Origin of the sequence: Achromobacter ruhlandii (genome assembly GCF_002082135.1) — a bacterium.
Taxonomy (GTDB): domain Bacteria; phylum Pseudomonadota; class Gammaproteobacteria; order Burkholderiales; family Burkholderiaceae_B; genus Achromobacter; species Achromobacter ruhlandii.
Genome location: NZ_CP017433.1, coordinates 3,203,764 through 3,223,420 on the forward strand (window position 1 = coordinate 3,203,764; position 19,657 = coordinate 3,223,420).

The 19,657-nt window shown below is 69.3% G+C and carries 18 protein-coding genes; 5 read left to right on the forward strand and 13 right to left on the reverse strand.

Annotation, left to right across the window (positions count from 1 at the left end; translation table 11 throughout):
- Positions 1-9 precede the first annotated feature (9 nt).
- The gene (locus AruCF_RS14430; RefSeq protein WP_049073730.1) at positions 10-1,788 is read right to left on the reverse strand and encodes an adenosylcobalamin-dependent ribonucleoside-diphosphate reductase; all 1,779 of its coding nucleotides are present in this window, start codon (positions 1,786-1,788) and stop codon (positions 10-12) included.
- A gap of 189 nt (positions 1,789-1,977) precedes the next feature.
- On the opposite strand from AruCF_RS14430, the gene AruCF_RS14435 reads away from it, so the two are divergent.
- The gene (locus AruCF_RS14435) at positions 1,978-2,604 is read left to right on the forward strand and encodes a lipid-binding SYLF domain-containing protein (RefSeq protein ID WP_049073731.1); all 627 of its coding nucleotides are present in this window, start codon (positions 1,978-1,980) and stop codon (positions 2,602-2,604) included.
- On the opposite strand, the gene AruCF_RS14440 is transcribed toward AruCF_RS14435, so the two are convergent.
- Positions 2,601-3,902: an NRAMP family divalent metal transporter gene (locus tag AruCF_RS14440; RefSeq protein WP_080977421.1), complete on the reverse strand. Its 1,302-nt coding sequence runs from the start codon at positions 3,900-3,902 to the stop codon at positions 2,601-2,603. The genes AruCF_RS14435 and AruCF_RS14440 overlap by 4 nt on opposite strands.
- 32 nt (positions 3,903-3,934) lie before the next feature.
- The gene (locus AruCF_RS14445) at positions 3,935-4,393 is read right to left on the reverse strand and encodes a universal stress protein (RefSeq protein WP_049073734.1); all 459 of its coding nucleotides are present in this window, start codon (positions 4,391-4,393) and stop codon (positions 3,935-3,937) included.
- A 205-nt stretch (positions 4,394-4,598) separates the two neighbouring features.
- Here AruCF_RS14445 and AruCF_RS14450 point away from each other — a divergent pair, with 205 nt between their 5' ends.
- A complete protein-coding gene (locus tag AruCF_RS14450; RefSeq protein WP_049073736.1) occupies positions 4,599-5,831 on the forward strand; it encodes an MgtC/SapB family protein in 1,233 nt (410 codons plus the stop codon).
- Here AruCF_RS14450 and AruCF_RS14455 read toward each other — a convergent pair.
- The 6 genes from AruCF_RS14455 to AruCF_RS14480 all read right to left on the reverse strand — a co-directional run bounded on the left by AruCF_RS14455 (position 5,816) and on the right by AruCF_RS14480 (position 10,166).
- Positions 5,816-6,262, reverse strand: coding sequence for a hypothetical protein (locus tag AruCF_RS14455; protein WP_049073738.1), 447 nt, complete (start codon positions 6,260-6,262; stop codon positions 5,816-5,818). The genes AruCF_RS14450 and AruCF_RS14455 overlap by 16 nt on opposite strands.
- A 110-nt stretch (positions 6,263-6,372) precedes the next feature.
- Positions 6,373-7,101 carry a helix-turn-helix domain-containing protein gene (locus tag AruCF_RS14460; RefSeq protein ID WP_063568918.1) on the reverse strand — a complete coding sequence of 243 codons (729 nt, stop codon included), beginning with the start codon at positions 7,099-7,101 and terminating at the stop codon, positions 6,373-6,375.
- Between the two features lie 180 nt (positions 7,102-7,281).
- Entirely contained in the window at positions 7,282-7,935 is a 654-nt protein-coding gene (locus AruCF_RS14465) for a response regulator (protein WP_049073740.1), read from the reverse strand.
- Positions 7,932-9,020: a PAS domain-containing sensor histidine kinase gene (locus tag AruCF_RS14470; RefSeq protein WP_049073741.1), complete on the reverse strand. Its 1,089-nt coding sequence runs from the start codon at positions 9,018-9,020 to the stop codon at positions 7,932-7,934. Before AruCF_RS14470 ends, AruCF_RS14465 begins: the two co-directional genes overlap by 4 nt.
- A 142-nt stretch (positions 9,021-9,162) precedes the next feature.
- A complete protein-coding gene (locus AruCF_RS14475; RefSeq protein WP_049073743.1) occupies positions 9,163-9,684 on the reverse strand; it encodes a flavodoxin family protein in 522 nt (173 codons plus the stop codon).
- Positions 9,681-10,166, reverse strand: coding sequence for a CBS domain-containing protein (locus AruCF_RS14480; RefSeq protein ID WP_049073744.1), 486 nt, complete (start codon positions 10,164-10,166; stop codon positions 9,681-9,683). The genes AruCF_RS14475 and AruCF_RS14480 overlap by 4 nt, the downstream gene beginning before the upstream one ends.
- Positions 10,167-10,333: 167 nt before the next feature.
- Between AruCF_RS14480 and AruCF_RS14485 the strand changes: the two genes are divergently transcribed.
- The gene (locus tag AruCF_RS14485) at positions 10,334-11,707 is read left to right on the forward strand and encodes an MBL fold metallo-hydrolase RNA specificity domain-containing protein (protein ID WP_049073746.1); all 1,374 of its coding nucleotides are present in this window, start codon (positions 10,334-10,336) and stop codon (positions 11,705-11,707) included.
- 6 nt (positions 11,708-11,713) lie between these two features.
- Here the strand turns inward: AruCF_RS14485 and AruCF_RS14490 are convergent, their stop codons facing one another.
- The 3 genes from AruCF_RS14490 to AruCF_RS29515 all read right to left on the reverse strand — a co-directional run bounded on the left by AruCF_RS14490 (position 11,714) and on the right by AruCF_RS29515 (position 15,421).
- Positions 11,714-14,095, reverse strand: coding sequence for a phosphoketolase family protein (locus tag AruCF_RS14490; RefSeq protein ID WP_049073749.1), 2,382 nt, complete (start codon positions 14,093-14,095; stop codon positions 11,714-11,716).
- Positions 14,092-14,892: a L,D-transpeptidase gene (locus AruCF_RS14495; protein WP_049073751.1), complete on the reverse strand. Its 801-nt coding sequence runs from the start codon at positions 14,890-14,892 to the stop codon at positions 14,092-14,094. The genes AruCF_RS14490 and AruCF_RS14495 overlap by 4 nt, the downstream gene beginning before the upstream one ends.
- A gap of 103 nt (positions 14,893-14,995) precedes the next feature.
- Positions 14,996-15,421: a universal stress protein gene (locus tag AruCF_RS29515; RefSeq protein WP_049073753.1), complete on the reverse strand. Its 426-nt coding sequence runs from the start codon at positions 15,419-15,421 to the stop codon at positions 14,996-14,998.
- A gap of 259 nt (positions 15,422-15,680) precedes the next feature.
- On the opposite strand from AruCF_RS29515, the gene AruCF_RS14505 reads away from it, so the two are divergent.
- Together AruCF_RS14505 and AruCF_RS14510 are read left to right on the forward strand one after the other, a co-directional pair.
- Entirely contained in the window at positions 15,681-16,514 is an 834-nt protein-coding gene (locus tag AruCF_RS14505) for a universal stress protein (RefSeq protein WP_049073755.1), read from the forward strand.
- Positions 16,515-16,541: 27 nt separating this feature from the next.
- On the forward strand, positions 16,542-17,000 hold the full coding sequence (locus AruCF_RS14510) for a universal stress protein (protein WP_049073756.1): 459 nt from the start codon (positions 16,542-16,544) through the stop codon (positions 16,998-17,000).
- Positions 17,001-17,150: 150 nt separating this feature from the next.
- On the opposite strand, the gene AruCF_RS14515 is transcribed toward AruCF_RS14510, so the two are convergent.
- Positions 17,151-19,532: a catalase gene (locus tag AruCF_RS14515; protein WP_049073758.1), complete on the reverse strand. Its 2,382-nt coding sequence runs from the start codon at positions 19,530-19,532 to the stop codon at positions 17,151-17,153.
- Positions 19,533-19,657: the final 125 nt, after the last annotated feature.

Below are 19,657 nucleotides of genomic sequence, written 5' to 3' on the forward strand. Positions count from 1 at the left end.
GCGCAGCCTTCAACCCGCCGCGCGGGCGGCCGCGCACGCGCCGGCCGGGTCCGGGGCCGGTTCCAGCACCGCCGTCATGGCCGGATCCGGCCGGAACACGGTCAGGCCTTTCACGCCCTGGCGCCAGGCCTGCAGGAACAGGGTGCCGACATCGGCCGCTGTGCTGGCCGGCCCCAACGGCACGGTTTTGGAAATCGCCGCATCGACCCAGGGTTGCAAGGCCGCCTGCATGGCCAGATGCGCCGCCGCGGGCAACTCGGCCGCGCGGCGGAAACAGGCGGGCAGGGCGGCGGCGTCACCGTGCAGGCGATGCCACAAGCGCCAGGCCGGATTGGTCGCCCGCACGGAGACCGGCTCGCCGCCGCCCAGGCGCAGCCGGCGTGAGTATTGCCAGGCATGGACTGCCTCGATCCCCGACGAACAATTGTCGAAGAAGGCGATACTGACGCTGCCGGTGGGCGCGAACGACACCAGATGACTGTTGCGCAGGCCATGCCGCGCGATGGCTGCGCGGACGGCCGGCGGCAGGCGCGACAGGCCGCAAGCGCCCGCGTCCAGGTAGGCGGCCGGCTGGAACGCCGGGAAGGCGCCGCGTTCGCCCGCCAATTCGGCCGACGCCAGATAGGCGTTGTCGCGGATACAGCGCGCGATGCGCGCCGCGCAGGCCCGCGCGGGCGCCTCGCCATAGTCCAACCCCAGCATCAGCAGGGCATCGGCCAGGCCCGACAGGCCGACGCCGATGCGACGCTTGGCCCGCGCTTCGGCGGCCTGTTCGGGCAAGGGCCAGTGGGTCAGTTCCAGCACGTTGTCCAGCAGCCGCACCTGAATGCGCACGCGCCGCGCCAGCGCGCTGAAGTCGAAACCGGCGGGCCCGCCCACGCCGAACGGATGGCGCACAAAGCGCGAGACGTGGATCGGGCCGAGCACGCAGCTGCCATAGGCGGGCAAGGGTTGTTCACCGCAGGGGTTGGTGGCGGCCAGCCATTCGCTGCCGCGCAGCGGATTCAGGGCGTTGATCGTATCGATGAAAAGCACGCCCGGCTCGGCGTCACGCCAGGCCGCGCTGGTGATCCACTCCCACAGTTGTCTCGCCGGCAGGCGGGTGTAGCGCCAGCAGCCGTCGCTGTCGCGAGCCGCCAGCGGCGATAGCGCGCCAGGCGCCGGCGGGCAGGCGTGGCGCAGATCCCAGGATGCGTCGTGTTCCACCGCCCGCAGGAAGCGGTCGCTCAGCGCCACGGAAAGGTTGAACGTCGGCCAGCGACGACGGCCCGCCTTGGCCCGCAGGAACGCGGGCAGGTCGGGGTGGTCGCACGCCAGCACCGCCATCTGCGCGCCGCGCCGGCGCCCGCTGGCGGCGAGCGCCTGGCAGGCCTGGTCGTAGCGGTCGATGGCGGCACAGACGCCGCCCGTGCCGGTTCCCGCAGGCGGCACCGGGGTGAAGTCGTAGCCCACGCCACCGCCCATGCGCAGGGTACGCACGGCGCGGGCCAGCGCGGCATCGACACTGGCCGGCCGCCCTGGCGCCGCGTCGATGGCCGGCTGCACGAAGCAATTCACCATGGTGGCGTCACCGCCGGTGCCGGCGTTGGCCATGATGCGGCCGGCGCCGATTGCGCCCGCCAGGAAGTTGTCGAAGAAGCGCGCGGCGTGGCGGGCGCGGTCGGGCGCGGGCTCGCAGCGCGCCAGCGCCGTCGCCACCCGGCGGTAGGTGTCGAGCCGCGTCGCCTCGCCGGGCCGGGCGTAGCGGTCGGCGAAGACCAGATCGGAGATATCCGCGGATGGCGGCATGACGCGCGTCCTCGCAAGGCCGGCGGCGCGTCCGGGATGTCCGCGCCGACAACCCGGTGTAGCATCGCCACGCCGCCGGCTGGTTGACACTTGTCAACAGCGGGTCGGCGCGCCCGTGCGTCAATCAAGGTGAATCCTGGCCAGGCGGCGCCGCCGCGTCCGCCATGCCGCCCACCACGGGAGCGCCTCATGAAAAAGCCCATCCTCCTGTTGCTGCTCTTTCTCCTGCTGGCCTTGCTGGTGACCAGCGTCGCGCGGGCCCAGCCGGCCCCGGGCCCGCTGGCGGTGCCGCCCGCGATGCTGGACCGGATCGACCGCGAAGCCGAGGCCACCCTGGCGCGGCTGTACCGGCTCTCGCCTGCCGCGCAGGCCCTGGTGGCGCGCGCCTTCGGCGTGCTGGTGGTGCCCGGCCTGCGCGCCGACGGCGGCATCCTGGGCGTGGCCTACGGGCGCGGCGTCCTGATCGAAGCCAGCGGCGAGCGCACCTATTACAACGTCATCGCCGGCCCGGCCGGCGCCATTCTCGGCCTCGACGGCAAGGCCGTCGTGCTGTTCTTTTCCGCCCACGACGCGTTGCGTGCGTTCCTGGCCGGCCCCGGTTGGATCGAGGGTGAGAACGGCACCATCCAGCTCCTGGACGAAAGCGCCATGGCGGGGCCGCGCGCGCCCACGGTCGCGCCGATCGCCGGCTTCATCCTGTCGACGGATCGCCTGTTGCGCGGCCTGTCCCTGTCAGGCAGCCAGTTCATCAAGGTCCCGCTGGTCATGTGCGGGGACGCCGCCACGGCCTGCGCGGGCGATCGGGCGAGCCGCTAGAGCGTGGCCAGCATGGCGGCGACGACACCTCCCATCGCCACCGTGGCGCACCATCCCGCCAGCCGCAGGCGCGGCCCGATCACGTGCGCCCCCATCACCGCGCGCCGGGACGCCAACACCATCATCACGGCCATGATGGGCAGGGCCACCACGCCGTTGAGCACCGCGGCCCAGAACAATTCCTCGACCGGGTCGACCGGCGCGAAGCACAGCGCCACGCCGCCCGCCGTCGCGGCGGCGATGACAGCGTAGAACGCGCGTCCCTCGCCTCGCCCCAGCCGGGCATCCAGGGTGGCGGACAGGCCGGCGGCCTCGGCCACGGCATACGCGGCCGATCCCGCCAGCACCGGCACCGCCAGCAGGCCGGTGCCGACGATCCCCAGGCAGAACAGCAGGAAGCAGAGGTCGCCGGCCACGGGCCGCAACGCCTCGGCCGCCTGCGCCGAGGTTTCGATGCGGACGCCGCCGCCAACATGCAGCGTGGCGGCGGTGGCCAGTATGATGAAAAAGCCGATCAGGTTCGAGAACGTCATGCCGACCAGCGTGTCGGCGCGGATGCGCCGCAGTTGCCGCCGCACTTCGCCGGCCGAGCGCGTCAGCCCGTCCCGACCCGATTCCATCTCGAGCGCGGCCTGCCAGAAGAACAGATAGGGGCTGATGGTGGTGCCAAACACCGCCACGATCATCAGCAGCGCATCACGGCCGAGCGCCAGACGGGGCAGGGCGAGCTGGCGCGCCAGCTCGCCCCAGTCCAGTTCAATGGTAAAGGCCACCGCGACGTAGGCCAGCAGGGCCAGCGTCAGCCATTTCAGCCAGCGCACATAGGCCTGGTAGCGCATGAACACCTGCAACGCCAGGCACAGCGCGCCGATGCCGACGGCATAGCCGCCGCGCGGGCCGCCCACCGCCAGGTGCAGCGCCTGTGCCATGGCGGCGATGTCCGCCGCCAGGTTGAGCGTGTTGGCCATCACCAGCAGGCCGACCACCAGCCACAAGACCGGCGGCGCGAAGGCGCGCTTGATGTTGGCCGCCAGGCCGCGCCGCGTCACGTAACCGATCCGCGCGCTCACCAGCTGGATCGCCACCATCAGCGGCAGCGTCAGCGGCATCGTCCACAGCATCGCGTAGCCGAACTGGGCGCCGGCCTGGGAATAGGTGGCGATGCCGCTGGGATCATCGTCGGCCGCGCCGGTGATCAGGCCGGCGCCCAACTGCCGCGGACTGTAGGGCGAGGCAGCGGACCGGCGGGCCCGCGCCCGGCGCCGGCCCGCCACGGGCCGGTGGCTCGGCGCGCGCATGCCGCATCACCCCGCCCGGAGCCGCCCTGGAATCACGCGGATTCCTCTGGCGCGCGCACCAGCAACACCGGCACGGGCGAGGTGCGCAGGACGCCTTCGGCGCTGCTGCCCAGCACCAGCCGGCGCACGCCGCGACGGCCGTGCGTGCCGATCACGATGAGGTCCGCCTTCCACATTTCGGCTTCGGCGATGATGCGCTGCTGCACGGTCTTGTCCAGATTCTCATACAACACGCTGTCGACCGGCACGCCTTGCGCGCGCACGGTGGCGCTGGCCTGCTGCAGAATTTCGGTGCCGTCCTTGCGCAGCAGGTCCAGCAGTTCGCCGGCGGCGTAGCCGTAGGCGTCGATGCCCAGCATGAAGGACATTTCGTCGATCACGTGGATCAGGCGCAGGCTGGCGTGCGTCAGCAGGGCCAGGCGGATGGCTTCCTGCAAGCCGCGTTCCGACGTCGGGCTGCCGTCGACGGGTACTAGGATGCGTTGATACATGCGAGTTCTCCGAAATGGGGGAATAGGCTTACCGTGGGTTTACGTTAGGAGCGCGCGATCGCGTCGATGTTGACGGGAGTCAACCGGCGTGAAAATCGGCCGGCGGGCGTGGATCGGCCGGATTGCCGATTCCCGCCGGGCCCGTTTTGGCGCAACAATGAGGCTTCGGGCGGCCGCGCCGTCTTCGGCGCATTGACGTGACATCATGGACACGCAGACTCCACTCCCGTTCGCGATCGCGCTCGGCATCGGCTTGCTGATGGGCGTGGAGCGCGAGCGGCGCAAACGCGGCGCATTGGCCCGGCCAACCGCCGGCGTGCGCACGTTTGCCCTGACGTCATTGCTCGGCGCCGTCGCCATGTACCTGGGCGGCGCGCTGCTGGTGGGCCTGGCGGCGGCGGCGTTGGGACTGCTGTTGCTGGCGCACGCGCGGGCCGCCGGGACGGGGCAGGGCATGGCCACCCAGGCGGCCTTGCTGTTGAACCTGCTGCTGGGCGGCCTGTGCCTGCGCGACCCGGTGCTGGCGTCGGGCCTGGCCGTGACAGCCGCCATCCTGCTGGCGGCGCGTACGCGTCTGCATCGGTTCGTGCGCAAGGTCCTCAGCCGCGAGGAAATGGTCGACGGGCTGATCCTGGCGGCTGCCGCGCTGGTGGTGCTGCCCATGCTGCCAGATGCTTACCTCGGGCCGTTCCAGGCCTTGAACCTGCGCACCGTCTGGAAGTTCACCGTGCTGGTGATGGCGGTCAGCGCGGCCGGCCACGTCGCCTTGAGGCTGTTCGGACCGCGCATCGGGCTGCCGCTGGCCGGCTTCGCATCGGGCTTCATTTCCAGCACGGTGACCATCGGCGCCATGGGCCAGCGGGTGGCCGCCGAGCCATCGCTAATGGGGCCCGCCGTGGCGGGCGCGGTGTTGTCCTCGATCTCGACCCTGGTGTTGATGGCGGCGGTGCTGCTGGCGATCAGTCCGGCCACGCTGCAGGCCCTGTTGCTGCCGCTGGCGTGCAGCGGCGCGGCCGCGCTGGCCTATGGCGCGATGTTTCTGTTGCGCGCGATGCGCCAGCCGCCGGCCACGCCAGTGGAGCCCGGACGGCCTTTCAAGCCGCAGGCGGCCCTGATGCTGGCGCTGATCGCGGCCGCCGTGCTGGTCGGGGCGGCCGCGTTGAATGCCTGGCTGGGGCAAAGGGGCATCGCGCTGGCGGCATTGCTTGGCGGCTTCGTCGACACCCATGCGGCGGCGGCCTCGGTGGCGACGCTGGCCGCCGCCGACCGCGTCCTGCCGGCGCAGACCGTGGTGCCGGTGCTGGCCGCGTTGTCGGCCAATGCCTTGAGCAAAGCGGTGTTCGCGGCCGCGAGCGGCGGACGCCGTTTCGCGGCCCAGGTGGTGCCCGGGCTGCTGCTGATGATCGTGGCCGCCTGGGCCGGCTACGCGGTCGGTTGAGCGTGGCGGTCGGCGGCGGCCGCATCGCCCTGGCGATCGCCGCCGGCCCCGTTGCCCTGCGACAGAAACTGCGCCGCGCCTTCGGCGATCTGCGCCATGCGTTCCTGCCAGGGACTCTGGCTGCTGCGGATGGCGGCGGCAGTCAAGGCGGTGGCTTCGCGCGCGATCTTTTCCAGCTCCCGCAGGTAGGCCAGCTCTCGCCCGAACAGCTCCAGCATGAAGCTCTGCTGCACCGCGAGCAAGGCGCCAGCGGTGTCGGCGGCGTCGACCTGGTCGCGGGCATGCTGGACGAACGCCAGCATTTCCTTGTCGGTCCTGAGCTGCAACGTGCGCAACTGCCGCAAAGTGTCGAAATAGCCCGAGGCCGAGGCCAGCAGGCTGTTGAAGCCGTACTTGTACAGCGCGGCATGGGGTTCGTAGTCGAGTTGCATGGCGGGTCTCTCCACGGGGACGGCGCATGCATGCGCCCGCGCCGCCTGGAAGACCCAGCATAGGCCCGCCGTCCCCGCCGACATTGACCAAACTCAACTACGCGGCCGGGTCAGCCGCAGCTCAAGCGGCGCAGGGCGTCGACGTCGAGGATCTCCAGGTGGCGCTTGCTTACCAGGAGCAGCGACGCCGCCTGCAGGCGCGCGAAAACGCGGCACACGGTTTCGATTTTCATGCCCAGGTGGTTGGCAATGTCCTCGCGCGTCATTTTCAGCACGAACTGGCGCGACGAGTAACCATGCGCGGCCATCTGCTCGGAGGTCTCGACCAGGAAGCTGGCGATGCGTTCGTCCGTCGTCATGCGACCCAGGGTCAGCAGCAGGCGCTGGCAATGGTTCATGTCGTGCGCGATCAGGCGATGGAACTGGCGTCCCGCCTCGGCATCCTGCTCGCAATTGGCCTCCAGTTCGCGGTAGGGCAGGGCGCAGGCCACCGAGTCCTCCAGCGCAATGGCATCGCAGGTATGGATGCCGGTTTCGATGGCATCCAGGCCCAGCAGCGAACCCGCTCCCGGGAACGCGGTGATCTGCTCCAGACCCGACGTATTGGTGACGCGGATCTTCATCGACCCGGCGCGCAGCAGATACAGGTTGTGCAATGCGTCACCGGCGCGATACAGCGCTTCGCCCCGGCGCACGCTGCGCCGCCCGCGCGCGGCCGGCGCCAGGGACGCCCAGTCCTGTGGATGGCACAGGCGCGCCACCTCGCAGGAAGCGCATTCGCGCGGTAGCCCCTGATTGACCGGCGGGGGAGTCGACAGCGCGAGCGAGGTCGTGTCCATGGTTGCACCTCATCGGGTAGGGGTATCCAGGCAGAAATCGAGGCGGGCGCGCGACCGGCACGCGCATGCAGGCAGTATGCGCGGCGGCCGGCGACGGCGCTATCGGCGCAACCCGCCAGTTCCCATACGAATCGCCCCCGATCGGGTGTAGGAATATTCCTACACCGCCGCGCGACCTGGTCAGCCGGCGGGGCCTTCCTGGTCATCGATCAACCGGTGCTTGAGCGCGTAGCGGACCAGGTCGGCCTGGTTGCGCAGGCGCATCTTCACCAGGATCCGGCTCTTATAGGTACTGACCGTCTTGACGCTCAGGAAAAGCAGCCGCCCGATGTCGGCGTTGTTCAGGCCCCGGGCGAGGTGGTGGAACACCGCCGACTCCCGATCGGACAGCGACAGATGCGGTTGCAGGGCGCCGTCGGCATGGCGCTCGAAGGCAACGCTCTCGGCCACCGACGGACTCAGGTAGCGGCCGCCGGCGGCAACCCGGCGCACGGCCTGCACCAACTCCGTGGCGGCGCTGTCCTTGGTGAGATAACCCGCCGCGCCGGCCTTGATGGCCTGGACCGCGTATTGCGGCTCGCCATGCATCGTCAATACCAGGATCGGCACGGCGGGGTAGTCGCGGCGGATCAGGCGGATCAGGTCGACGCCGTCGTGGCCCGGCATGGACAGGTCCAGCACCAGCAGGTCCCATGGCCGCTCGGCCAGCAAGCGCAGCGCTTCGGCGCCGTTGCCGGCCTCGCCCTGCACCGAGATGTCGCCTGTCGGTTCCAGCAGGCGGCGCAGGCCCTCGCGCACCAGGGTATGGTCATCCGCAAGCATGACGGCGATCATGGCGTCTCCCATGGCGGCTGCGGCGGCTGGGCCGGCAGGGTGGCTTTCAGGCGGAAACCGCCTTGCCGGCGCGTCGTGATGCTGACGTCGCCATTGAGCAGGCGCACCCGCTCGCGAATGCCCTGCAGGCCCAGCGAAAAGGACAGCTTGCGCGTCAGGCTTTCCGGTGTCGCGCCCACGCCGTTGTCCTGCACCACCAGGCAGCACTCGGTGGCGCTGCAGGACAACCGCACCTGCACCTGGCTGGCCTGCGCGTGCCGGGCGATATTGGTCAGGGCCTCCTGGACCACGCGATACAGTGTCGTCGCCACCTGCTTGGCGGGTTCGCCGGCGCCGATGTCGATATGCGCGTCGGTGGCGATGCCATAGCGCGACACGAAATTCGACACCAGCCATTCGATCGCCGCGGCCAGCCCGAGGTCATCGAGCATGACCGGCCGCAGGTCGGCGGCGATGCGCCGCAACGAGGTGAAAGTCAGTTTGATGAGGCGGCGCATGGCCTCGACCCGATCATGCAGGTCCTGGTCGTGCGGCGACAGGCGCGCGGCCAGCTGCGACAGTTCCATGGTCAGCGCTGTCAGGCTCTGGCCGAGGTCATCGTGCAATTCCCGCGCAATGTGCTTTTTTTCCTGCTCGCGTACGTGCAACAGGGCATTGGACAGCCGCGTCAGTTCGTCGCGCGAGGCCAGCAGGGCCTGGTCGACCCGCTGCCGCTCGGTGATGTCGCGCAGGAAAATCGACAGGAACACGCCGGCTTCGCCCTGTGTCTGCGAAATCGAGGCTTCCATGGGAAATTCCTCGCCATTGGCGCGCAGGCCCCACAGCGGCGCGCCCAGCCCCATCTTGCGTTCGGAAATGCCGGTATGGCGAAAGCGCTCGACATGCCGGGCATGCACGGCGCGAAAACGGACGGGTATCAGGATGTCGAGACTGGCGCCGATGGCCTGGTCGGCCTGGCGCAGGAAAACGCGCTCCGCCGCCGGGTTGAACATCACGATGCGCTGTTGCGCGTCGACCGTGATGATGGGTTCCGTGGCGGACTGGATGATATCGAGAAGCGGTGGCGCGTTGGCCGAGGGCTCCATGGGCGGGTGGGATGTGCGCGTTCCAGGACCGAACGGGGGTCTGGATTGATTGCAGCACAGTTCCCCGCCGTGCGCCATAGTCGCGATGCACGGGGCCTGAAGGGCCGGGCACGAGCCGTCCCCTTTTTGTTCCCCCCGACGGTCAGTCGACGGCGGGCAGCACCGGGTCGTCCCAATCACCCGCGCCGCCGAAGGCCTGCAACTGCGCCTTGAAACGGCACAGCGCCGCGTCGCTCTCGCCGGCCAGCACGTCGAACTGCTTGAGCAGCAGGATCGAGCGCGGCTTGGCGCCGATCGCGCTGGCCATGTCGTCGACCGCGCGAAAGCCGCCATATCCGGACATCACGCAGATCACCGAATAGGCCCGGATTCCCTGGCGCGCACTGCGCAGGAATGCGCGCATGGGCGCGGCCAGCGATCGCAGCCACACCGGCGCGATCAGCACCACGTGGTCATAGGCGTCGAGCGCCGGCCCATCGTAGCGGTACGCCGGGCTGCGCTTGAAGAGCACGTCGACGATGCAGCGCAGGTCCCCGCGCAAGCCGAGCCGGGGCTGTGGGTCGCGGATCTCATGGACCGGCCAGTGGGTCATGGCGGCCAGGCGTTCGGCCACCGAGCGCGCGGTGCCGCTGCGCGAATAGAACACGATGCCGATGCGGGTCATGATGCCTCCTTGCGGGCGGGAGAATCGCGCTCATCCTGGGCCAGCAGGGCGCGCAGGATATCGCGGCGGCTGACCACGCCCACCAGCTTGCCGTCGCGCGTGACCGGCACGCGCTTGATGGCGTGCTTGAGCAACAGGTCGGCGATCCGCGACAGGGGCGCCGATTCATCGACGGTGATCACCGGGCTGCTCATGACGCTGGCGGCGGCGCGCTCGCCCAGTTGCAGGCTGTGCAGGAATTCCAGGTTCAAGGGTTCGCCTTCGGCCAGTTGCGCCAGCCAGTGGTCGAGTTTTTTCTGGTGGGCGCTGTCCTGCCGGCGCACCAGGTCGCCTTCGCTGATCAGGCCGATCAAGGTGCCGTCGTCGCCGACGACCATGACGGCGCTGATTTCCCGCTCGACCATCGCGCGCATGATCTGGGAGACGGGCGTTCTGGCATTGACGCAATAGGGATTCGGGGTCATGAGTTCGCTCGCGAGCATGCTGTTCTCCAGGGGAAAAGGGGCGTACCCTGGCTGGCGGGGCGCCTTGTCTTCATCTTGATCCGCCCGCCGGGCGCGGTCTTGATCTAGGTCAAGCCGCGCGCCGCGCGCCATTTCCCATGGGCGCGCGCCGTGCGATGCTGGCAGCGCATCCGCAAGGAGGAACCATGTCGAACCATCCGATGCTGTGTTTCCTGGGCGCCGCCGGCACCGTCACCGGCTCGCGCCACCTGCTGGAGATCGACGGCCGGCGGATCCTGCTCGATTGCGGCCTGTTCCAGGGCGTGAAGACCTTGCGGCTGCGCAATTGGGCGCCGTTCCAGGTGCCGCCCGCCGACATCGACGCCGTGGTCCTGTCGCATGCGCACCTGGACCATTCGGGCTACCTGCCGCGCCTGGTGCGAGACGGTTTTCAGGGGCCGGTCCACTGTTCCCACGCCACGCTCGACCTGTGCCGCCTGCTGCTGCTCGACAGCGCCCACCTTCAGGAAGCCGATGCCGATTACCTGAACCGGCACAATCTATCCAGCCACAAGCCCGCGCTGCCACTCTATACGGTGGCGGACGCGCAACGCGCGATCGCGGCGTTGCGGCCCCAGGATTTCGAAACCTCGGTCGAACTGCCCGGCGGCTGTCGGGCCCGGCTGCACCGGGCCGGCCATATCCTGGGGGCCTCCATTGTCGAACTCGAGTACCCGGGCGGCCGCCTGGTCTTCAGCGGCGACCTCGGACGCCATGGCGATCCGCTCATGCCGGCGCCGCTGCCGATCCCGCAGGCCGACTATCTGGTGCTCGAATCCACCTACGGCAACCGCGCCCACAGCAAGGAAAGCGTGCTGGTCGCCCTGGAGGCCATCATCCTGCGCACGGTCAGGCGCGGTGGCACGGTGGTGATTCCGTCGTTCGCCGTGGGCCGGGCGCAAGCGTTGCTGTATTACCTGTGGCAGCTCAGGCAGGCGGGGCGCCTGCCGCGCGACCTGCCGGTATTCCTGGACAGCCCGATGGCCAGCGGCGCGGTGGACGTGTACCTGCGGCACCTGGCCGACCAGCGGCTGACGCTGGCCGACGCGCGCGCGGCCTTCGGCATGGCCACCTGCGTCACCGACGTGGAGCAGTCCAAGGCGCTCGACGCCTCGCCCATGCCGAAGATCATCGTGTCGGCAAGCGGCATGGCCACCGGCGGCCGCGTGATCCACCATCTCAAGCACTATCTGCCCGATCCGCGCAACACGGTCCTGTTCGCCGGTTTCCAGGCCATGGGCACCCGGGGCGCCGCCATGCTGGATGGCGCGGCGACAGTCAAGATCCACGGCAGCTACATTCCCGTGCGCGCGGAAATCGACAACCTGTCGATGCTGTCGGCGCACGCCGACGCCGACGAGATCCTGCGCTGGCTGGGCGGCTTTACGCAGCCGCCCCGCGAGACCTTCATCGTGCACGGCGAACCCGACGCCGCCGATGCGCTGCGTCTGCGGATCAAGGACGAACTGGGCTGGCGCTGCCGGGTCATGGAACAGAACGACAGGGTTGAACTGGCCTGACCGGCATCAATCGCGCCGCGCCTCGTAAGTCGGCCATCTGCCGTCGCGGATGTCGTCGCTGTCGATGCCTTCGGCGCGTGCCTGCGCCACCTGCTGCTCGCGCCTTGCCAGCCACTGCTCGCGGACGGCGGCGCCGCAGTGGCGCAGGCGCGGCACGCGTGCCAGCACGTCGATCGCCAGGCTGTAGCGATCGATGCCATTGAGCACGGCCAGTTCGAAGGGTGTATTGACATCGCCCTGTTCGCGGTAGCCATGCACATGGAAATTGACATGGTTGCGGCGCTGGTAACACAGCCGGTGGATCAGGGCCGGATAGCCATGGAAATTGAAGATCACCGGCTTGTCGCGCGTGAAGAGGGCGTCGAACGCCTCGTCGGTCAGGCCGTGCGCATGAACCGTCGGCGGCGCCAGGGCGAACAGGTCGACCACGTTGACAAAGCGGATCTTCAGGCCGCCGAACCGCGACGACAACAGCGCCACCGCCGCCAGCGCTTCCCCCGTGGGAACATCGCCGGCGCAGGCGAGCACCACGTCCGGCTCGTGCGACACATGGGTGCCGGCCCAGTCCCAGGCGCTGGCGCCGGCCTGGCAATGCCGCGCGGCCTCGCTGGCATCCAGGTAGACGGGGTGGCGCTGCTTGTCCGCCACGATCACGTTGGCGTAGCCGACCGAGCGCAGGCAGTGCGCGGCCACGCTCAACAGACAATTGGCATCCGGCGGCAGGTAGATGCGAACCACCTCGGGACGCTTGTTGGCCGCGACATCCACGAATCCCGGGTCCTGGTGGCTGAAGCCGTTGTGGTCCTGGCGCCAGACCACGGAGGTCAGCAGCAGGTTCAGCGACGGCACCGGCGCGCGCCAGGCGCCTTGCCGGCGCGCCTTGTCCAGCCATTTGGCGTGCTGGTTGAACATTGAATCGATCACATGGGCGAACGCCTCGTAGGTGGCCAACAGGCCGTGCCTGCCGGTCAGCGTATATCCCTCAAGCCATCCCTGCAGCAGGTGTTCGCTCAGGACCTCCATGACCCGTCCGTCGGCCGCCAGGTGCCCGCCATCGGCATCGCTATCGAGCAGACGGGCCATCCAGGTCTTGCCGCTGGCTTCGAAAACCGCCGCCAGGCGGTTGCTGGCGGTCTCGTCCGGCCCGAACAGGCGGAACCGGTCGGCATTGGCCCGCATGACGTCGCGCAGGTAATTGCCCAGCAGTTGGGTGGGCGAGGCATCGGCGGCGGCGGGCGCGCGCACCGGCTGGCTATAGGCCTCGGGGCTTGGCAGGTCCAGCGCGCGCCGCAGCAAGCCGCCATTGGCGTGGGGGTTGGCGCTGATGCGCCGGTCCCCGACCGGGGCGAGCGCGCGCAGTTCGGCCGCCAGCGCGCCATCCGCATCGAACCACGCTTCTGGCCGATAGCCTCGCATCCAGGCCTCCAGCGCGCGCAGATCCTGCGGCCGGCCGGCGGGATCGGGCAGCGGGATCTGATGGGAACGCCACGAGTTCTCCACCGCGTGACCATCGATCTGGCGCGGCCCGGTCCAGCCTTTCGGGGTGCGCAGCACGATCATGGGCCAGCGGATAGGGGTCCGTTCACCGCCGCGCGCGCGCGCCTGGATCGCGCGGATCTCGGCCAGGCATTGCTCCAGCGCCCGCGCCATCTTCCGGTGCATCGCGGGCGGGTCGTCGCCTTCGACGAAACAAGGGCGATAACCATGGCCCTCGAACAGCGCGCGCAGTTCGGCGTGGGAAATGCGGGCCAGCAGGGACGGATTGGCGATCTTGTAGCCGTTCAGGTGCAGGATGGGCAGCACCGCGCCATCGCGCGCCGGGTTCAGGAAGCGGGCCGACTGCCACGACGCGGCCAGCGGTCCGGTTTCGGCCTCGCCGTCGCCGACCATGGCGGCCACGATCAACGCGGGATTGTCGAACGCGGCGCCGAAGGCATGCGCGAGGCTGTAACCGAGTTCGCCGCCCTCGTGGATCGAGCCCGGCACATGCGGCGAGCAGTGCGACCCGATGCCGCCCGGGGCCGAAAACCGCTGGAACAGGCGCGTCATGCCGGCTTCGTCCCGCGAGCATTCGGGGTAGCGTTCCGAATAATGGCCGTCCAGATAGGCGTGCGCCAGCACCGCGGCGGCGCCGTGGCCGGGACCGCATACATACATCAGGTCCAGGTCGTGCTCGCGGATCAGGCGATTCAGGTGGGTGAGTGTGAAGGTCTGGCCGGGGCAGGTGCCCCAGTGCCCCAGGATTCGCCGCTTGATGTGCGCCGGCGCCAGCGGCTGGCGCAGCAGGGCGTTGTCGCGCAGGTACAGCATCCCGGCGCACAGGTAATTGCTGGCCTGCCAGTAGGCGTGCAGGCGCTGCACCTCGGCATGGGAGGGCAGGGAGGTCATGGCGGTTTTCCTTTGGCGGGCGCGGCGGGTACCGCCCATGCCGGACGCGTCGAACGGCCGCTGTCGACGATGATCAGGTAGCGGCCGGCGCCGGTCACCGGCGCGCGGTCACGCAGCAGCACCCAGGGAGGCGTCACCAGCGCGGCGGCCAGCTCGTAGTCGGCATCCAGCAGCCCGAGACGGTCGATCAGGCGATTGAATGTCGCCGGGATGCGGATGCAGCCTTTCGATTGGGCCGTGCCCAGGCGCTGTTCCAATACATACGGGTCGGTCGCGTGCATCTGCAGGCGCATGGTCGCGGGCGCGCGGTCGCCCCATCCCTTGTTGGCGGTCTGCCAGCCGAAGTCGTAGACCCGCATGCCCTTGGCCCCATAGCCGAGGATGCCGTTGGCGTTGCGGGTGCCTTCGGCGCGGAAATCGGGGTTGGCGAGCGTGTGGCTGAAAACGCCCGTGGGCGTCTCGAAATGGTCGAACTGGCCGACCCGGCCGGTGGACACAGGCGTAGCCCCCAGGAACAGCGGCGGCTGCGCCAGCCAGTACAGCAACGCCGCCTGCACCCGGATATCCCGATCCACCACGATGACGAACTGCGGACCGAGCGGCGTGATGCCGGCCGCCCGCAGGGCCTGCGCCGCCAATTCTCCGTAGCGCGCCTGTTCGTCGGCGGGCGGCGTCAGCGTCGGCGTGACCTGCTCGCCGAAGGCGCGGGCCACTTGCGCGGCGGGGGCCGGCGGGAGAGGCTGCGCCGCCGCGCCGGCCGCCGGCAGCAGGGCGGCCAGCGCGAGGCGCCAGGCCATGACGGCGCGCGGCGACGGGCGCCGTCTTGCCGGACGGCCGGGCGCGGGCAAGGCGCCTGCCTGGCGCGGTGCGGGCTGCGCGCTTGTCATGATGGGCTCGCCGCTAGTTCACCATGACCACCGGCACGTGCACGGCATGCAGCAGTTTCAGGGCCACCGAGCCCAGCATCAGGCTGCCGGCGGCGCCCAGCCCGCGCGAGCCCATCACGATGTGGTCGCACTGGTGTTCGGCCGCGTATGCCTGGATGGACTCGGCGACATTGCCCACGCGCAGGTTCGATTGATACATGATGCCCGCCTTGTCCAGCGCCGCCTTGGCATCGGCGAGCGCCGTCCTGGCTTCGTCCTCGTAGTATTGCTGGATCATGTCATGGGACACGAATGCCAGCACCGCGCCGGAGACGATAGGCGGCTGTACGTTCAGCAGATGCAGGTTGCACGCGCCGTGTTCGCGGACATGGTCGATCATGTAGCGCACGGCGCGCAGCGAATTGGCGGATCCGTCGACCGGGATAAGCACGTTTTTCATGGAACCTCCTGGCGGGGAAGGGGAGCGGCAGCTGTCATCATCGCGCCGCGCGTCCGCCGGCCATTGACGCGGGTCAAGCCGGCACGATTCTTTCCGGTCTTGCGGCGGCGGCAACCGATCGGGTTCGCCGGCTGGCGGGGGTTGACAAAGGTCAACGTCCCACGCCGTCGGCGGCGCAAGATGGCGGAACATCCCGGCCGGCGCCGCGGGCTCGCCGCCCGCCGGCCGGACAACGCCGCATCCTCCTGGAGGCTCCGCCATGTTCCGCCGTATCGCCGTGCACCTGGACAATGGCGTCGATTGCAGACGCCGTATCGATATCGCCTTGCGGATGGCCAAGGCGCATGACGCCCATCTCACCGGCATCTTCGCCAGCCACATGCAGCCTGGCTATTTCTACGACGAGGGCGGCCTGTGGGCCCGCTCAATGGAAATCATCAAGGAAATCAATACGAAAGGGCGCGCGGCCACGCAGCAGGCGTTCAGTCAGGCCGCCGCGCAGGCCGGCGTGGCGATCTCCTGGCGGCAGGGCGACGACACGCCGGCCGACTGCCTGGCGCGCCATGCGCGCTATTCCGATGTCGTCATCGTCAGCCAGGAAAACGGCTATGACATCGAAGCGGCCACCGGTGACGATTTCGTGCCGCAGACCCTGCTTGCCGCCGGACGTCCCGTCATCGTCCTGCCGACGGCGGGCACGTTCGAGACCATCGGCATTCGGGCGCTGTATTGCTGGAACCGGGGCCGCGAGGCGGCGCGGGCGCTGGCCGACGCCGCGCCCATGCTGCGCAGCGCCGTCGCGCTGCGCGTCCTGACGCTGCAAGGCGCCGAGGAAGATCCCGAGCGGCAGGCCGCTTACGAGGATCTGGCGGCGTACTGCGCCAGCCACGGCTTTCCGCCCTTGGAATCCGAGACGCGCGACGCGCGCGAAGCGGGCATCGGCGACGCCATCCTGGACGCCGCCGCCGACTTCGGCGCCGATCTCATCGTCATGGGCGCGTACGGACATAGCCGCGCCCGCCAATGGATATTGGGCGGCGCCACGCGTTCGTTGCTATCGGCGATGACCGTGCCGGTGCTGTTTTCGCACTAGCCGGGCGCCAGGATCCGGGAGACGGCCATGCCAACCGAACATCGGCGCATTCTCGTGGCCATCGACGGCAGCCACGCGTCGGATCGCGCGCTGGACGAGGCCATCGGCCTCGCCAGGCTTTCACATGCCGAATTGCGCATCATCCACGTCCTGGACGATCTGTCCATTTCAATGGCGTTCAATCCCTATGCGGGCTATTACACCGGCGAACTGATCAGCCAGCTGCGCCAGGACGGCGCCCAGTTGCTGGCGCGGGCAGCCTCGCGCGCCAGCGCCGCGGGCGCCGTGGTCCAGACCGCGCTGTACGACGATCTGGGCCTGCCGGTGCGGGAGCGCATCCTGGAAATCGCCCGGAGCTGGCCGGCCGACCTGATCGTGATGGGCACGCACGGGCGTCGCGGTGTCGACCGCGCCTTGCTGGGCAGTTGCGCGGAAGGCGTGGTGCGCGCCGCCTCGGTGCCGGTGTTGCTGGTTCGTGCGGCCTGAACGCGGCGGTCCGAGGGGAGGATTACCAGGGGGCTAAGGGATAAAGGCGTCGAAAGGGTTGCTGGCGTCGACGGAACATCCGGGAAGAAGCAGGCCGGTCCTCGAAACCGGCCCATTTCTTACTTTACATAATATACATTATGCGTATTTTCAAACGAGCGGCGGGGTGCGCTCCCGTTCAGGATGGCGATGCCGTGCCAACGCCTCGAGAAATCCCGCCGCGACCTTCTGCGATGCCTCGCCGATGATCAACCCGCCGTCGTCTTCCGCCGGCGCGATGCCGGCCGCTCCCAGCACGTCGGCGCCTTCGCCCAGCGCTAGCAAGGTCTTGCCATGGCGGTAGCTGTCGCGCACGAACTCCAATGCCCGGCCGTCGCCGAGCCAGCGCTCGCTGGCCGCGCCACCGGACGGCACCACCGCGCCGTCGAACAGCCCGGACGGCTGGTTGTCCAGCGATGCGTCGGCATCCAGCGAACCGCCATCGGCGGTGTCCACGGGGCCGATGCGCTGGCCGACCAGGCGCACCACGACGCCGGCCTTGATCAAGGCTTGGGCCACCGTCGTCACGGCGGCGCCATCCACGCCTTCGGCCACCAGGATGGCGACCTTGCGGGTGGCGACGCCTTGTTCGCTCGGCCGCGCCGTCAGCGACAAGGACGGCGACTGTTCGACTTCCGGGCTGGGCGGCTGACGCAAGGCCCGTGGCATGGGCTCGGGCAGCGTCATGCCCAGCTTGTCCGCCACCGTCCGCGCCAGGTCATCCGACACGTTGCGCAGTGACGCCACCATGCGCTGGCGGATGGCGGCGACCGTGACCTTGCTCAGCTCGAACGCGAAGGCATCCGCCAGGTGCCGCTGTTCCCAATCCGCCTGGCTGTTGTAGAACAGGGTCGCCTGGTTGTAGTGCTCCGCGAATTTTTCCGGATGGCCGCGCAATTCATCGCCGGCCACCGGCTCGGGGAACGACACGTAGCCGGTCATCCCGGCCTGGAAAGGACAGCCGCCCGCCAGCGAATTGGGCTCGTAGGCCACGCGCCCGCGATGCACCGCCTGCCGATGCATGCCGTCGCGTTGATTGTTGTGCACCGGCGCCAGCGGCGCGTTGATCGGGATTTCGTGGAAGTTCGGTCCCCCGAGCCGCGAAATCTGCGTATCCACGTAGGAATGGATGCGCCCCGCCAGCAACGGATCGTTGGTGAAATCGACGCCCGGCACCACGTGGGCCGCGCAGAACGCGACCTGCTCGGTTTCAGCGAAGAAATTGTCCGGGTTGCGGTCCAGCACCATGCGGCCGATGGGCCGCACCGGCACCAGTTCCTCGGGCACGATCTTGGTGGCGTCGAGCACATCGAAACTGAAGCGCTCCGCCTCTTCCTCGGTGAAGACCTGCACGCCCAGCTCCCATTCCGGGCCATGGCCCGAATCGATGGCTTCCCACAGGTCGCGGCGGTGAAAGTCCGGATCGGCGCCCGACACTTTCACGGCCTCGTCCCAGACCTGCGAGTGCGTGCCGGCCACGGGATTCCAGTGGAATTTCACCAACCGCGACTCGCCGCGCTCGTTGACGAAACGGAAGGTGTGCACGCCAAAGCCCTGCATCATGCGGTAGCTGCGCGGAATGGCGCGGTCCGACATCAGCCACATCAGCATGTGGGTCGATTCCGGCATCAGCGACACGAAGTCCCAGAAGGTGTCGTGCGCCGAGGCCGCCTGCGGCATGCCGTGATGCGGCTCGGGCTTGACGGCATGCACCAGGTCGGGAAACTTCATGGCGTCCTGGATGAAAAAGACGGGCATATTGTTGCCAACCAGGTCCCAATTGCCCTCGTCGGTATAGAACTTGACGGCAAACCCGCGCACGTCGCGCGCGGTGTCCTTCGAGCCCCGTTCGCCGGCCACCGTCGAAAACCGCACGAAGACCGGCGTGCGCTTGCCCTTTTCCGCGAACAACGAGGCGCGCGTCAGGTCCGTCAGCGGCTCGTAGCATTCGAAATAACCATGCGCGGCCGAACCGCGCGCGTGCACGATGCGTTCCGGAATGCGTTCATGGTCGAAGTGCGTAATTTTTTCGCGCAGGATGAAATCCTTCAGCAGCGCGGGGCCGCGCAGGCCCGCCTTGAGCGAATGCTGGTTGTCGCTCACGGGCACGCCCTGGTTCGTGGTCAACGCCTGCCCCTGGGCATCGGCGCGCACCCGCGCGAGCTGGCCATCGACCGCGTTCACGCCCGGCGCGGCGCCCTCTCCCGTCTTGGCGTTTCCCTCGCGCTCGGACAGGGTGCTGGCGCCCACGACGGCATCGGGCGGCTCGACCTGGGCGCCCAGGTACGGGCAGCGCGCGCCCTCTTCCCCATACTCGTTGGCCTTGTCGGCGTGGTGCGGCAAGGCCTGCACGGTCTCGGCCACCGCGGCGGCGCGCCGCATGGCCGGCGTGGCGGCGCCGGCGGGCGGCGCGCCGGGGCCGCTGTCCGTATTGTTGAAAGCGGTATCGACAGGGCCCTGGGCCTTGGCCTTGCTGGGTTTCTTGCTTGCCATGGATATCTCCTGGTGCGTCGGGCCGGCCGGAGTCGGCCGGCAGCGACGGGATTCGCTGAGTGGGATCCGGCAAGCAAGTCCCGTACCCGCGCCGCCGGCGCGTCCCAGCCAGCCGCCTGCCCGCC

Bases quoted from the DNA above. Each gene is read 5' to 3' on its own strand.
- AruCF_RS14495 (WP_049073751.1), bottom strand. From the start codon at position 14,892: ATGGCCTGGCGCCTCGCGCTGGCCGCCCTGCTGCCGGCGGCCGGCGCG.
- AruCF_RS14440 (WP_080977421.1), bottom strand. From the start codon at position 3,902: ATGCGCGCGCCGAGCCACCGGCCCGTGGCGGGCCGGCGCCGGGCGCGG.
- AruCF_RS14460 (WP_063568918.1), bottom strand. From the start codon at position 7,101: ATGGACACGACCTCGCTCGCGCTGTCGACTCCCCCGCCGGTCAATCAG.
- AruCF_RS14510 (WP_049073756.1), top strand. From the start codon at position 16,542: ATGCCAACCGAACATCGGCGCATTCTCGTGGCCATCGACGGCAGCCAC.
- AruCF_RS14505 (WP_049073755.1), top strand. From the start codon at position 15,681: ATGTTCCGCCGTATCGCCGTGCACCTGGACAATGGCGTCGATTGCAGA.
- AruCF_RS14470 (WP_049073741.1), bottom strand. From the start codon at position 9,020: ATGGAGCCCTCGGCCAACGCGCCACCGCTTCTCGATATCATCCAGTCC.
- AruCF_RS29515 (WP_049073753.1), bottom strand. From the start codon at position 15,421: ATGAAAAACGTGCTTATCCCGGTCGACGGATCCGCCAATTCGCTGCGC.
- AruCF_RS14490 (WP_049073749.1), bottom strand. From the start codon at position 14,095: ATGACCTCCCTGCCCTCCCATGCCGAGGTGCAGCGCCTGCACGCCTAC.
- AruCF_RS14430 (WP_049073730.1), bottom strand. From the start codon at position 1,788: ATGCCGCCATCCGCGGATATCTCCGATCTGGTCTTCGCCGACCGCTAC.
- AruCF_RS14465 (WP_049073740.1), bottom strand. From the start codon at position 7,935: ATGATCGCCGTCATGCTTGCGGATGACCATACCCTGGTGCGCGAGGGC.
- AruCF_RS14455 (WP_049073738.1), bottom strand. From the start codon at position 6,262: ATGCAACTCGACTACGAACCCCATGCCGCGCTGTACAAGTACGGCTTC.
- AruCF_RS14445 (WP_049073734.1), bottom strand. From the start codon at position 4,393: ATGTATCAACGCATCCTAGTACCCGTCGACGGCAGCCCGACGTCGGAA.
- AruCF_RS14480 (WP_049073744.1), bottom strand. From the start codon at position 10,166: ATGCTCGCGAGCGAACTCATGACCCCGAATCCCTATTGCGTCAATGCC.
- AruCF_RS14475 (WP_049073743.1), bottom strand. From the start codon at position 9,684: ATGACCCGCATCGGCATCGTGTTCTATTCGCGCAGCGGCACCGCGCGC.
- AruCF_RS14515 (WP_049073758.1), bottom strand. From the start codon at position 19,532: ATGGCAAGCAAGAAACCCAGCAAGGCCAAGGCCCAGGGCCCTGTCGAT.
- AruCF_RS14450 (WP_049073736.1), top strand. From the start codon at position 4,599: ATGGACACGCAGACTCCACTCCCGTTCGCGATCGCGCTCGGCATCGGC.
- AruCF_RS14485 (WP_049073746.1), top strand. From the start codon at position 10,334: ATGTCGAACCATCCGATGCTGTGTTTCCTGGGCGCCGCCGGCACCGTC.
- AruCF_RS14435 (WP_049073731.1), top strand. From the start codon at position 1,978: ATGAAAAAGCCCATCCTCCTGTTGCTGCTCTTTCTCCTGCTGGCCTTG.